This window comes from Sulfitobacter sp. AS59, assembly GCF_038899995.1.
In the GTDB taxonomy this organism is placed as follows: Bacteria; Pseudomonadota; Alphaproteobacteria; order Rhodobacterales; family Rhodobacteraceae; genus Sulfitobacter.
In genome coordinates this window covers 155,371-167,922 of sequence record NZ_JBBMQK010000004.1, presented here as the reverse complement: position 1 = coordinate 167,922, position 12,552 = coordinate 155,371, and the positions used below count along the sequence as shown (strand labels likewise).

Genomic DNA, 12,552 nt, shown 5'->3' with positions numbered 1-12,552 from the left:
TTTGCAGGAGTTTCCCCATGGCCAACCCAACATTGCTTATCCTCGCCGGTGACGGCATCGGCCCCGAGGTCATGGACCAGGTTGTCCGCATCATTGACTGGTACGGCGATAAACGTGATCTGGCCTTTGACGTTGAACATGATCTGGTCGGCGGTGCCGCCTATGACAAGCACGGCACACCCCTGCATGACGACACGATGGCCAAAGCGCTAGAGGCCGACGCCGTGCTGCTGGGGGCCGTGGGTGGCCCCAAATACGACAACCTTGATTTCAGCGTAAAGCCCGAACGCGGGTTGCTGCGTTTGCGCAAGGAAATGGATTTGTTTTCCAACCTGCGCCCTGCGCAATGTTTTGACGCTTTGGCGGATTTCTCGTCGCTCAAGAAAGAACTGGTTGCCGGTCTGGATATCATGATCGTGCGCGAACTGACGTCCGGCGTTTATTTCGGCGAACCGCGCGGGATATTCGAAGAAGGCAACGAACGCGTTGGCATCAACACCCAGCGTTATACGGAATCCGAGATCGACCGCGTCGCGCGGTCAGCATTCGAATTGGCCCGCCGCCGTGGCAACAAGGTTTGTTCGATGGAAAAAGCCAACGTGATGGAATCCGGCATCCTGTGGCGCGAAGTTGTGCAAAAGGTCCACGACGAAGATTACCCCGATGTCGAACTGTCGCATATGTACGCCGATAACGGCGCGATGCAGCTGGTGCGCGCGCCCAAGCAGTTTGACGTGATCGTCACCGATAACCTGTTCGGCGATATTCTGTCTGACTGTGCCGCGATGCTGACCGGGTCGCTTGGCATGCTGCCATCCGCGTCTTTGGGCGCGCCAAATGCAAATGGCCGCCCAAAAGCAATGTACGAACCCGTACACGGCTCTGCCCCTGACATCGCGGGCCAAGGCAAGGCAAACCCCATCGCCTGTATCCTGAGCTTTGCCATGGCGCTGCGCTATTCCTTTGACCAAGGTGACGAGGCCGCGCGCCTGGAAAACGCGATTGAAAAAGTGCTGGCCGATGGCGCACGCACGGCCGATCTCATGGGCCCCGAAGGGGGCACGCCGATTTCGACAACGCAGATGGGCGATGCCATCCTTGAGGCGCTAGACGCCAGCCTTTAAGCTTTGCGCAGCCCCCCGATTTGGGATCAAGTCGGGGGCTGCACACACGACAAAGGGGCAGACGGCATGAACGATACAAAAGACACTCCTGAACCCTCTGTGACCCGAAATACCACCCTACGCGGGATGGTACTGGGGCTAGCGGCATTCGCCGTCTACGCCACCCATGACGCGGCGATCAAACAGCTGGGCGAAAAATACTCGCCCGTGCAGATCGTGTTCTTTGTGGTCTTGCTCAGCTTTCCTGTCGTCACCTTGATGCTGATCAGTGACAAGACCGCTGCAAACCTGCGGCCACGGGAACCTTTCTTGATCTTAGTCCGTACCGTCGCTGTCGTCGTCGGCGGGTTTAGCGCCTTTTATGCGTTCTCGGTCCTGCCCTTGGCCGAAACCTATGCCATTCTGTTCGCCGCCCCGATTCTGATCACAATCCTTTCTGTCCCTATTCTGGGCGAGGTCGTGCGCGCCCATCGTTGGATCGCTGTCGTCGTTGGCATGCTTGGCGTGTTGATCGTCTTGCGCCCCGGCACCGCCGATCTGGGGCTTGGTCACCTTGCCGGATTCGTGTCGGCCTTTTGCACGGCGCTGACAGCCGTTGTCATGCGCAAGATCGGCGGCGGTGAACGTCGCGAGGTGCTGCTGCTTTATCCGTTGTTGGCGAATTTCGTGGTGATGCTGTGCCTGCTGCCGCTTGTCTATGTGCCAATGCCTTTGGCTGACCTCGGCTTGGTTCTGGCTGTATCCGTGCTGGCGGTCCTTGCGATGACCTTGATGATCCGCGCCTATACCCTTGCCGACGCAGCACTGGTCGCCCCAATGCAATACAGCCAAATCATTTGGGCCGCGCTGTTTGGCTGGCTGTTCTTTAATGAAACAACCGACCTGATGACCTTTGTCGGGGCGGCGGTGATTATCAGCAGCGGTATTTACATCGTGGTGCGCGAAACCAGTGGTACCGTATCGTTGAACAAGCCCGTACTGCGTGCCCTAAGCCGCCGCCCCGAAATGGGCGGCCTGCCCCGCATCAGCCTTGCCAATCCCGAAATTCAGCAAACCGTTGAGGATGCCAGCGAATAGTGCCAGTGTCGCGCTGATCCCAGCCGGAAGACCCACATGACCACACCCATCCAAGCCGAAGTATTGCTGCCCACCCAAGAGCTGCGGAATGATCTGCCGTTTTATACCAAAACGCTTGGTCTGCGGCTCGACAGTATCTTTCCTGCCGATGATCCGTCGGTGGCCAGCTTTTCCGGCCATGGGTTGCGCATCCGCATCGAAAAAGGCGCAGACGTCCCGCCCGGTAAAATCCGCATCCTGACCGATGATCCTGATGGTTTCGCAGATGGGGCCCGCGCGCTGGTGGCCCCCAACGGCACGCAAATCGAAATCGCGTCGCTGTCGCCCACGGTTGACCAACCCCAAACGCAGCACGAATTCGCCGTGCGCCGCCTGCGCGACGAGGCCCCTTGGGTGATTGGCCGTGCTGGCATGCACTACCGCGATTTGATCCCCTCGCGTCTTGGCGGGTCGATTATCGCCAGCCACATCCGCATTCCCGATGGCGGCCCTGTGCCGGATATGGTGCATTACCACACCGTCGGGTTTCAGCTGATCTTTTGCTACCGCGGTTGGGTCGATGTTTTATACGAGGACCAAGGCGACCTGATCCGCCTGCACGCGGGCGATTGCGTCACGCAGCCGCCCGGCATCCGCCACCGCGTCGTCGAAGCATCGGCCAATATCGAGGTGATCGAGATTGGCGTACCCGCCGAACATGTCACCACCATTGATCACGAGATGACCCTGCCCAACGGCAAGGGCGACCCGATGCGCGAGTGGGACGGCCAGCGGTTTGTGCATCACCTGAAAGACGGTGCCGTCTGGCAGCCGTTCCGCATCCCCGGCTTTACCGCGCGTGACACAGGGATCAGCGACGGCACCAAAGGCGTGGCCGGTATCCAAGTGGTGCGCACTGACGGGCAAACCCCGCCACCCAGCAAGCACGATGCCGATATCCATTTCACCTTTGTCATGGAAGGGTCGATGACCCTGACCGCCGAAGGCCAAGACCCGCGTGACCTTCAGCCCGGCGACGCCTTTGTCATCCCACCGGGGATGGTCGCGCAATACACCAACTGCTCGCCCGATCTTGAGCTGTTGGAAGCCGCTTTGCGCGGTGACTTTGCCACCATCCTTCTGGATTAGACTGGTTTAGCGAGGGACCCCGCGTTATGCCCCCGTGCGCCCCTCAAAACACTTCAATGCGATGCCAGCCTCTTGCAATGCGGCTTTGACGGAGCGCGCTATATCAACCGCTTCTGGCGTGTCACCATGCAGGCAAATCGTGTCGATGGCGGCTGGGATTTCCTTGCCGCTTTCAGTGATGATCGCGCCCGCTTGAACCATCTTGACCATACGCTGACCTGCAAGGGCGGCATCATGGATCACGGCACCCGGCTGGGATCGGTCCACCAAGGTCGCGTTGTCGTTATAGGCACGGTCGGCAAAGATCTCTCCGGCCCATTTGCAGCCCAGCGATTGCGCCGCGTCTTGTTGTGCCGTTGCCGACAGCACCATGACGATCAAATCGGGTGCCACGCTTAGCGCTGCCTCGTATAAATCACGCGCGAGGGTTTCATCCTCGGACGCCATATTGGCCAGCGCACCGTGTAGTTTCAGGTGGCGCACCTGCGCCCCGATGCTGCGCGCCATGCCGACGCTTGCCGCGACCTGATAGCGGACCTGATTTTGCAATGTGCTGCGCGGCACGGACATGCGGTTGCGGCCAAAGCCCGCAATGTCCATGAACCCCGGATGCGCGCCAATGCCCACGCCGTTTTCACGCGCCATCTTCATCGTCGCCGCCATCACATCGGCGTCGCCCGCATGGCCGCCACAGGCGATATTGGCAGAGCTGATGATTTTCAACAAAGCCGCGTCATCGCCCATTTTCCACGGGCCAAAGCTTTCGCCCATATCGGCGTTCAGATCGACGGTGATCATGTCAGGTATCCTTTTCAAACGGGTTATCGGTGGCCGAGGTCACGCCCCCCACCAATTGGTAGGACAGCAGGTTTTTGATTGTAGCGGGATCACGAACCAACGCGGTGATCTGGCCCGGCAGCGCCTTGATGTCGCGGCGGTGCTGGGTCTCAAGCGTGATGGCCTGATCAAGCGTGACAAATTCAAAGGTGATTTTTGTGCCGGCAGGGGCCTGTGCCACGCGCGGCAAATCGCGCGGGATGACCGTGCCGATGCGGGGATAACCGCCCGTGGTTTGCGATTCCCCCATCAACACGAAAGGCGCGCCGTCGCCGGTGATTTGGATATCGCCCGGCACGATGACTTCGGACAGGATGGTCAATCCGCCCTCGGCATAGAAGCCTTCGCCATCGTGATCCATACGCACGCCCATGCGGTTGGCGCGGGGGTCGCGGGCGAATTGGGTGCTGGTAAAGCGGTCGCGTTCCGCTGCCGTAAAGCGGTCGGTTTGCATGCTGGCGACCACACGGACAACGCCCCCGTCAAAACGGGTATCGCGTGGCAGCAGCATGCCCGTCCCGCGCCCTTTGTCAGTGCCAATCGGGAAACGATCACCCGATTTTAGTGCAGCGCCCAGACCGGCGCTCAGATGGCTGGCACGCGCGCCCAAGGCGGGATCGGTCGCGATGCCACCGCCGATGTGCAAATAGCCATAGGTGCCAGATGTCGCGCCGCCGATGGTCAGCTTGGCCCCAGCAGGCAGCAGATGACTGGCGTTCCAAACGATAGCCTCGCCGTCGATATTCGCGGTCATGCTGGCCCCGGTCAGGGCAATGCGAATGTCAGCGTCAGCGATAAACGTGCCGCCGGTGCCTGTCATCTCGATCGCGGCCAGATCGGGGGATTGGCCCAGTAATGCGGCCCCTTCGTAAAGCGCGACCAAATCGGCAGCCCCGCCTTTGGTCAGCCCTTGGGCCAACCATCCGGCGCGGCCACGGTCTTGGATCGTGAGGGCCGGACCGGCCTGCGCAATTGTCAGCGTCGTGGTCATGACAGCACCTCGGTCTCTGCCCCGCCAGCGCCGCTGTCATCAGTCGCAAGAATGTTGTCATATTCACTGCGCGAGATGGACGGAAAGCAAAGCTCGTCCCCCGGAGAGAGCGAAAACGGGCTGTCGCTGCGCGGGCGAAAGGTCTTGAACGCTGTCTGCCCGATATGCCGCCATCCGGTGGGCGACGCGTTGGTGAAAATAATCAACTGCCGGATTGCGACGATCAAGGCCCCGGCGGGCACGGATTTCGTCAACGCCTGTTGGCGCGGGATATCCCAGTTCTTTGGCAGCTCGCCCATATAGGGCTGACCGGGGGCAAACCCGATAGTCAGCACGCGCACACGGGCCTGCGACAGTTCCGCAATTGCGGCGTCGGGATCAAGGCCAGCCAGTTCGGCGGCTTCCTCAAGCTGGGGGGCCAGATCGGTGCCATAGACGGTCGGAATGTGCCACAGTGTCCGGCCAGAGGGCAAAGGTGCCGTGTACCAATCCCGAGTGTCCAGCAGATCATTCAGCCGCGTCAACATATCGTCCAGCGGTTGCGTGACCAGATCGACCTGCAGAAAGGTCGATACAAGCGATGTACTTGTCTCGGAAACCTCAGGCCAATCCGCCGCATCAACGGCTGCACGAAAGGACAATGCCGCGCGATTGGCGGGTTCTGACATGGTATCGGCAAAGCTGATCAGGATACCGGTAAGGCCGACCGTTTGTATTTTAGGGAACGCGCTCATGATGGCCCTTGTCTGATGTTGTCTGGCAACCATGTGGCAATGTCCGGAAAAAAGATCAACACAAACACCATGACCACCATGATCGCAAACATCGGCAATGCGGCCTTGGTGATGTATCCCATTTCGTGATCCGTCATGCCTTGCAAGACAAACAGGTTAAACCCGATAGGCGGGGTGATTTGCGCCATCTCGACAACCACCACAACGAAGATACCGAACCAGATCAGATCAATGCCTGCGTCGCGCACCATGGGTTCGACCACGGCCATGGTCAGCACCACAGATGAAATTCCATCAAGGAACATGCCCAGCACAATATAGAACACAAGCAGCGCCATGAGCAGCTCAAAGCGCGACAGCTCCATCCCTGCGATGCCGTCGGCCAATGCGCGGGGCAAACCGGTAAAGCCCATCGACAGCTTTAGAAACGCCGCCCCCGCGAGGATCAGCGCAATCATCGCCGAGGTGCGCATCGCGCCCATCAGGCTTTGCTGAAAGCTGTCCCAGTTCAGCGACCCTTGCAAAAGCGCCAGCACCAACGCGCCAATCACACCAATAGCGGCGGCTTCGGTCGCGGTGGCGAACCCCAGATACATCGACCCGATCACAACCGAAATCAGCGCAAACACCGGCAGCAAGAAACGAGAATTGCGCAGCTTGTCGGCAAAGCTCATGTCGCGTTCAACCGTGGGATTCCAGTCTTTGGAGGTGAGCGAGATAAACGCAACATAGGCCATGAACATCAACGCCAAAAACAGTCCGGGCAACACGCCCGCAAAGAATAGCTTGGTGATGCTTTCATTAACGGTCACCCCATAGACGATCAACGCCAGCGATGGCGGGATCATCAGACCGAGCGTCGCAGCGCCTGCCAACGTGCCGATGATCATCTTTTCGGGGTAATTGCGTGCCCGCAGTTCGGGGATCGACATCTTGCCCACGGTGGTCAGTGTCGCGGCGGATGATCCGGACACGGCAGCAAAGACGGTGCAGCCGACGATATTGGTATGGACCAGCCCGCCGGGCAGCTTGGCCAGCCACGGCGACAGACCTTTGAACATGTCTTCGGACAGGCGGGTGCGGAATAATATCTCGCCCATCCAGATGAACAGCGGCAGCGCGGTCAGGGTCCATGAACTGGAACTGGCCCAGATCGTTGTGACCATCGCGTCGCCAACGGGGCGGGTCGTGAAAAGCTCCATCCCGACCCAGGCAACGCCCATCAGGGCTAGGCCGACCCAGACGCCAGTGCCCAGCAAAAAGAATAGAACGACGAGGAAGAGGACGATTGCGTAAAGTTCAGTCATCGCATCACTCCCCAAAACTTTGATCGACCAGATCGCGGGTCAGGCGGTGTTCGCCCTTTACGATCAGGTTCAGCAGATTGTCTGTCAGGGCGATGGCAAGGATCGCGCCGCCGACCACCATCACCGATTGCGGAATCCAAAGGGCCGTGGCGTCTTGGGCCTGACTGACCTCGTTAAACTTCCACGACCAATAGACGAACCAATAGGCGTAATAGGTGAAATACCACGCGATTGCCGCAGCCAGCCCAAAGCACCAGATATCCAGCAGCCGTTTGGGGCCATCCGGCAACGCGTTCAGCAAAATCGACACGCGGATATGCGAGCCGCGGTTCAACGCATTTGCAAAGGCCAGAAAGCTCGCCCCCGCCATGGCATAGCCAGCATAGCTTGCGGCACCGGGAAAAACCTCGCCGGTCCAGCGGGCGATCATCTGGACCACGATCAACATCAGGATCGCGACCAGACACATGGCGGCTAGAGCCCCAGAAATCAGATAAAGGGCATCAAGCGATTTGCGCAGGGCTTTCATAGGTGTCTCTCCGGTCAGCGGAAGAATGGCGGCCCTTGGTACAGAGCCGCCAAGGGGATGCTTATTGCATCGACTTATAGCTATCGACGATGGCCTTGCCGTCATCGCCAGCTGATTCCAGCCATTCAGACGTCATGGTATCCCCCACAGCGCGCAGGCCCGTCATCAGCTCTTCGCTCGCGGCTTCGACTTTCATGCCGCCGTCGCGCAAACCGTCATAGGTGAACTGGGTATAGTCCTTGGACGCTTGCAAACCACGCGCTTCGGCCTCGGTCGCGCAGGTGGTGATGACACCCTTGTTGGCATCAGACACGTCCGACCAAACATCGCTGTTCACCATGATATAGTTGCGCGGCAACCATGCATCGACTTCGTAGAAGTTTGTCAGGCTTTCCCATACTTTCTGGTCATAGCCTGTCGCACCGCTTGAGATCATCGATTCAGCAACGCCCGTGGCAAAGGCTTGGCTCAGTTCCGCCGCTTCGATGGTGACGGGCAACATACCTGTCAGCTCGGCCAAACGGCTGGTGGCGTTGTTATACGACCGGAATTTGACGCCCTTCATGTCCTCGACGCTGTTCACATCTTTCTTGAAATACAGACCTTGAGGTGGCCATGGCACGTTGTACAGCAGCGTCAGGTTCTGCTCGGCCAGCAGCTCTTCGATCTTGGGTTTGGCCGCTTTCCAAAGTGCTGCGGAATCGTCAAAGGACGGCGCAAGGAACGGGATTGAATCAAAGCCGAACAGGGCGTTTTCGTTCTGGTGACCAGACAGCAGGCGTTCGCCCAATTGTACTTGGCCGGTCTGGATGGCGCGTTTAATGTCTGCACCCGCGATCAGCGACCCGCCGGGGTGAACGGTGATCTCGATATCGCCAGACGTGCCATCGGTCACGCATTTCGCGAATGCCATGCCGTTCTCGGAATGGAAATTCGATGCGGAATAGGCCATCGGCATGTCCCACTTTTCGGCAGCCAGTCCGGGCAGCGCGCTTGTCATAGCGATTGCCGCGGTGGCAACGCCGGTCATCAGTTTATTGGTCAGTTTCATGTCTCTCTCCTTGTTGGTGATTTCGATGGTTCAGACGTTGCTGAACCGTTGTGGGTGATAGGGTTTCATGTCGGTATTGGTTGGCTGATCCATGATCAGACCCGCAATCAGTCGGCCGGTTTTTGGCCCGCCGGTCAGCCCGATATGGTGGTGGCCAAAGGCGGTATACACCCGGCTGTTACCGACCTGTCCGATCAGGGGCAGGCTGTCGCTGGGGGCGGGCCTGTGCCCCAGCCATTCGATTTCATTGCTGGCTTTCAGGTTTGGAAATGCGGCCTTGGCCTGACGGCGCAACAAGGCCAAAGGCGCTTTAGAGGGGCCAGCCTCAAGCCCGCCAAACTCAAGTATACCCGCGCAGCGCACACCTTGGGCCATTGGGGTGGCCACGAATTTGCCACTGGCGATCATAACGGGGCGCGATGGGCCGCCGGTCGCGTTCTCGAATATCACGTGATAGCCGCGTTCCGATTCAAGCGGCACATTCAGCCCCAGCTTGGCCATCAGCGGCTTTGACCATACGCCCGTCGCCAGCACGACATCATCACAGGCCAAGGTCCCTTGGCTGGTTTGCACGGCAGTTACAGTACCATCGGTTAGGTCGAAATCCTTGACCTCGGACTGCATAATGGTGCCGCCCGCCTGTTCAAATGCGTGCGCCAAAGCGGCGACATACCCCCCCGGGTCGCGGATAAACCCGTGATCATTTAGCGTGGCCAAACAGGTGATTTCAGAGCCTAACGCGGGCTCATACTCGTGCACCGCGCCACCTTCGATCAATTCAGGGGTGAACCCGGCCTGCGCCCGCAGCGCCCATGTATATGCCTCGGCGTCAAAGTCGGCCCAGCTGCGATAGGCAAAAACATAATCGCTGTCAGTCACCCAATCGGACAGGCCCAGATCGGTGGTCAGGCTTTTGTGTTGTTCGACGCTGTCGCTGACAATCGGGGCAAGTGCCGCTGAAATGCGCCGCGTGTCGGCGTCATTTGCATAGCCCATATATTTTACCAACCACGGCAGCAAACGCGGCAGATAGGACAGGCGCAGATACAGCGGCACATCGCGGTCCAGCAGCATAAACGGTGCCTTGCGCAGCAACCCCGGCCCGGTGACCGGCGCAACACCGCTTGCCGCAAGCACACCAGCATTGCCATGGGACGTGCCCGTACCGGGGCCAGCACGATCAATGATCGTTACCGTCGCACCGGCACGCTGCAACCAGATGGCCGCAGAAACACCCACGATGCCAGCGCCAATGACAGCAACGTGGCGGGTCATCGCGAATCCCCCAGCGGAGAAGGTTTAGGTTTACGCATGGTCATGATTCCTTTGGACTCACTCTGGCACAGAAATGCAATACGTCAACAAATTGTTGATAAAATGACATCGTAGTGCAAAACGGGCCGCGATGGTGCCTATAAACCGTGCTGTCTACGTGGGTTTCGGCGCGCGCAGCCAATCATCGTCAAAGCTGATCTGGGATACGCCCGCCAGCTTGGTTAGCCGCGCCAGTTCGGCCTCGAATGCGCTTTGCTTGCCTTTGCCCCATCGCGTTCCCGGCTCTGGCCAGAGTGCGCGCACCACAAGCGTATCGCGGTCGCGGAACGCTTTCATATCGACGCGGGCAATGATGCTGTCGCCTTGCAGGATCGGGAAAACATAATAACCATAGGTACGCTTGGCCTCGGGCACGAACATCTCGATACGGTAGTTAAAACCGAACAGACGCTCGGCCCGTTTGCGGTCTCTCAACGCCGGATCAAAGGGACTGAGCACGCGCAACCGTTGAGTGGGTTCAATTTGAAGCGCGGGGTCATTCGCAATGTCCGGGCGGGCAAAGGCATCGCGCGTTTCGCCGTTAGCGCAGGTTACCAAGATCGGCTGCAAGCGCCCTGCGGCAAGCTCTGCGCGCACCCAATCCCTGGCCTCTGCCGGGCTGATGTGATCCCAGAACGCAGCCAGTTCGGTATGGGTTGCAAAGCCAAGGCGATCCAACGCCCCGTTGCAGCACCAGTCAATCGTCGCCGTATCATCCGGCGCGGCGGTCGCGTCACACAGATGCGCCTCAAGCACGTTTTCGGTCAGGTCATAACGTTTCTGGAAACCCTCGCGGCCAACGACATGCAGCGCGCCAGTGCGCCACAGGTATTCCAGCGCGGTCTTTGACGGGTGCCAATCCCACCAGCCGCTGTTTGATCGTTTCTCGTCCTTGCCAACATCGGCAGAACAAACCGGACCCTGTTCGCGGATCTGATCCAAAAGCTTACTAAACTGCGATTCAAAGTCATGCTTATGCCAGTTGCGATACCGCTTGCGCAGGGTCTCGGCATCACGCTGGCGGCGCATTTCCCAATAGGAATAATAGCCCATCGGAATGACGGCCGCGTCATGGGTCCAATGCTCAAACAACGCGCTGTCTTTTTCATAGAGACGCTTTAATCCGCTGGGGCGATAGCGGGGCTTGCGGGAAAACAAGATCAGATCATGCGCCCGGGCGACGGTGTTGATGCTGTCCAACTGGACAAAACCAAGCCCCTCGATCACCTTCAGCAGCGCGTCCCCTTTTGCATCGCCCTGCGGCGTATCACTTAACAAATGACGGTTCAGGAACAGACGTCGCGCGTCTTTGTTGCTAAGCGTGAGAGTATTCATCCGCTGCGTTTGCGGCGCAGCGTATCCCCCAATGACAGGGTTGGCGTCATTGTAACATGTGTCTGCAAATCGGGGTCGGGTTCATCCAATGTGTCGTTCAGAATGATCTGCGCCGCAGCACGGCCGATTTCGGCGCGACAGGCATCCATTGTGGCCAACTGTCGTGGCAAACCCTGCAACAGTTCGACGTTGTTAAAACCCGCCAACCCGATCTGCCCCGGGATATCAATACCTTGATCGATCAGATACAGCAGGCCGCCTGCCCCGATCATGTCGTTGGAATAATACAGAAAATCCAGATCGGGCGACCGTTCCAGCATATCTTGGGTCATCTCGCGGCCCTTGGCCAGCGCCGACCCACCGGAATAAAACGCGCGGTCCTCAATCTCGATCCCGGCTTTTGCCAGCCCTTCGGTGAATCCTTCAAAGCGTTTACGGGCGCGGTGATCCAACGGCATCTTGGTGCCCATGAACCCGATGTGCTCATAGCCCTCTTTCAGGATCGCCTTGGCCATTTCCTGACCCGCACGGCGGTGCGAAATCCCCACGACCGCGTCTATCGGGCGGCCATCGACATCCATAATCTCGACCACTGGAATGCCAGCGTTTTTCAACATGGCACGGGTAGCGTCCGAATGCTCAAGCCCCGCGATGATCACACCGGACGGCCGCCAGGACAGCATTTCGTATAAAACGCGCTCTTCCTTCTCGGGCATGTAATCTGTCACCCCGACAACAGGCTGCAGCGGCGTGTCTTCGAGCACCTGATTGATGCCATTCAGCACCTCGGGAAATACCATATTCGACAGGGACGGGATGATAACCGCAACAAGGTTCACCCGCTGCGAGGCCAGCGATCCTGCGATCTGGTTGGGCACATATCCCAGCTCTTTCGCGGCGGCCAAAACCCGCAGGCGCGTTGCCTCTGACACATCACCCCGTTTGCGCAACACCCGGCTGACTGTCATCTCGGAAACGCCACAGGCGTCTGATACATCACGAAGCGTTAACGGGCGTTTGGGGGTCTGTGACAAGGGCAATATCCTACTCTTCAACCAATGTCTCACGCTAACGTAGATTATGAGCATGGCGCAAGACATCACGATGTCGCGCCCCAAAACGACA

At 58.8% G+C, this 12,552-nt stretch carries 12 protein-coding genes; 3 read left to right on the top strand and 9 right to left on the bottom strand.

Translation table 11 applies throughout. The annotated features are described in order from the left end of the window. Positions 1-17: 17 nt before the first annotated feature. From leuB to WNY39_RS10880, 3 genes are all read left to right on the top strand, one after another. Positions 18-1,124 (top strand): 3-isopropylmalate dehydrogenase, encoded by a 1,107-nt coding sequence (leuB, locus tag WNY39_RS10890; RefSeq protein ID WP_342845582.1) that lies wholly within the window; start codon positions 18-20, stop codon positions 1,122-1,124. Positions 1,125-1,190: 66 nt separating this feature from the next. Beyond that, positions 1,191-2,201: a DMT family transporter gene (locus WNY39_RS10885; RefSeq protein WP_342845581.1), complete on the top strand. Its 1,011-nt coding sequence runs from the start codon at positions 1,191-1,193 to the stop codon at positions 2,199-2,201. Between the two features lie 36 nt (positions 2,202-2,237). Then, positions 2,238-3,329, top strand: a complete 1,092-nt coding sequence (locus WNY39_RS10880; protein ID WP_342845580.1) for a cupin domain-containing protein — start codon at positions 2,238-2,240, stop codon at positions 3,327-3,329. A 24-nt stretch (positions 3,330-3,353) separates the two neighbouring features. Here the strand turns inward: WNY39_RS10880 and WNY39_RS10875 are convergent, their stop codons facing one another. The 9 genes from WNY39_RS10875 to WNY39_RS10835 all read right to left on the bottom strand — a co-directional run bounded on the left by WNY39_RS10875 (position 3,354) and on the right by WNY39_RS10835 (position 12,461). Next, the gene (locus tag WNY39_RS10875) at positions 3,354-4,127 is read right to left on the bottom strand and encodes a 5-oxoprolinase subunit PxpA (protein WP_342845579.1); all 774 of its coding nucleotides are present in this window, start codon (positions 4,125-4,127) and stop codon (positions 3,354-3,356) included. Position 4,128: 1 nt separating this feature from the next. Next, positions 4,129-5,157: a biotin-dependent carboxyltransferase family protein gene (locus tag WNY39_RS10870; RefSeq protein WP_342845578.1), complete on the bottom strand. Its 1,029-nt coding sequence runs from the start codon at positions 5,155-5,157 to the stop codon at positions 4,129-4,131. Next, complete coding sequence (locus WNY39_RS10865) at positions 5,154-5,891, bottom strand: carboxyltransferase domain-containing protein (protein ID WP_342845577.1); 738 nt, start codon at positions 5,889-5,891, stop codon at positions 5,154-5,156. Before WNY39_RS10865 ends, WNY39_RS10870 begins: the two co-directional genes overlap by 4 nt. Continuing rightward, positions 5,888-7,198 carry a TRAP transporter large permease subunit gene (locus WNY39_RS10860; protein ID WP_342845576.1) on the bottom strand — a complete coding sequence of 437 codons (1,311 nt, stop codon included), beginning with the start codon at positions 7,196-7,198 and terminating at the stop codon, positions 5,888-5,890. Before WNY39_RS10860 ends, WNY39_RS10865 begins: the two co-directional genes overlap by 4 nt. 4 nt (positions 7,199-7,202) lie before the next feature. Beyond that, a complete protein-coding gene (locus WNY39_RS10855; protein ID WP_342845575.1) occupies positions 7,203-7,727 on the bottom strand; it encodes a TRAP transporter small permease in 525 nt (174 codons plus the stop codon). A 61-nt stretch (positions 7,728-7,788) separates the two neighbouring features. Next, positions 7,789-8,778 carry a TRAP transporter substrate-binding protein gene (locus WNY39_RS10850; protein ID WP_342845574.1) on the bottom strand — a complete coding sequence of 330 codons (990 nt, stop codon included), beginning with the start codon at positions 8,776-8,778 and terminating at the stop codon, positions 7,789-7,791. Between the two features lie 30 nt (positions 8,779-8,808). Then, on the bottom strand, positions 8,809-10,053 hold the full coding sequence (locus WNY39_RS10845) for an FAD-binding oxidoreductase (protein ID WP_342845573.1): 1,245 nt from the start codon (positions 10,051-10,053) through the stop codon (positions 8,809-8,811). 153 nt (positions 10,054-10,206) lie between these two features. Then, the gene (locus tag WNY39_RS10840) at positions 10,207-11,427 is read right to left on the bottom strand and encodes a crosslink repair DNA glycosylase YcaQ family protein (RefSeq protein ID WP_342845572.1); all 1,221 of its coding nucleotides are present in this window, start codon (positions 11,425-11,427) and stop codon (positions 10,207-10,209) included. Next, on the bottom strand, positions 11,424-12,461 hold the full coding sequence (locus WNY39_RS10835; RefSeq protein ID WP_093917210.1) for a LacI family DNA-binding transcriptional regulator: 1,038 nt from the start codon (positions 12,459-12,461) through the stop codon (positions 11,424-11,426). The genes WNY39_RS10840 and WNY39_RS10835 overlap by 4 nt, the downstream gene beginning before the upstream one ends. Positions 12,462-12,552 lie beyond the last annotated feature (91 nt).

Coding starts and splice junctions, on each gene's coding strand:
- leuB (WP_342845582.1), top strand. CDS start 18: ATGGCCAACCCAACATTGCTTATCCTCGCCGGTGACGGCATCGGCCCC.
- WNY39_RS10885 (WP_342845581.1), top strand. CDS start 1,191: ATGAACGATACAAAAGACACTCCTGAACCCTCTGTGACCCGAAATACC.
- WNY39_RS10880 (WP_342845580.1), top strand. CDS start 2,238: ATGACCACACCCATCCAAGCCGAAGTATTGCTGCCCACCCAAGAGCTG.
- WNY39_RS10875 (WP_342845579.1), bottom strand. CDS start 4,127: ATGATCACCGTCGATCTGAACGCCGATATGGGCGAAAGCTTTGGCCCG.
- WNY39_RS10870 (WP_342845578.1), bottom strand. CDS start 5,157: ATGACCACGACGCTGACAATTGCGCAGGCCGGTCCGGCCCTCACGATC.
- WNY39_RS10865 (WP_342845577.1), bottom strand. CDS start 5,891: ATGAGCGCGTTCCCTAAAATACAAACGGTCGGCCTTACCGGTATCCTG.
- WNY39_RS10860 (WP_342845576.1), bottom strand. CDS start 7,198: ATGACTGAACTTTACGCAATCGTCCTCTTCCTCGTCGTTCTATTCTTT.
- WNY39_RS10855 (WP_342845575.1), bottom strand. CDS start 7,727: ATGAAAGCCCTGCGCAAATCGCTTGATGCCCTTTATCTGATTTCTGGG.
- WNY39_RS10850 (WP_342845574.1), bottom strand. CDS start 8,778: ATGAAACTGACCAATAAACTGATGACCGGCGTTGCCACCGCGGCAATC.
- WNY39_RS10845 (WP_342845573.1), bottom strand. CDS start 10,053: ATGACCCGCCACGTTGCTGTCATTGGCGCTGGCATCGTGGGTGTTTCT.
- WNY39_RS10840 (WP_342845572.1), bottom strand. CDS start 11,427: ATGAATACTCTCACGCTTAGCAACAAAGACGCGCGACGTCTGTTCCTG.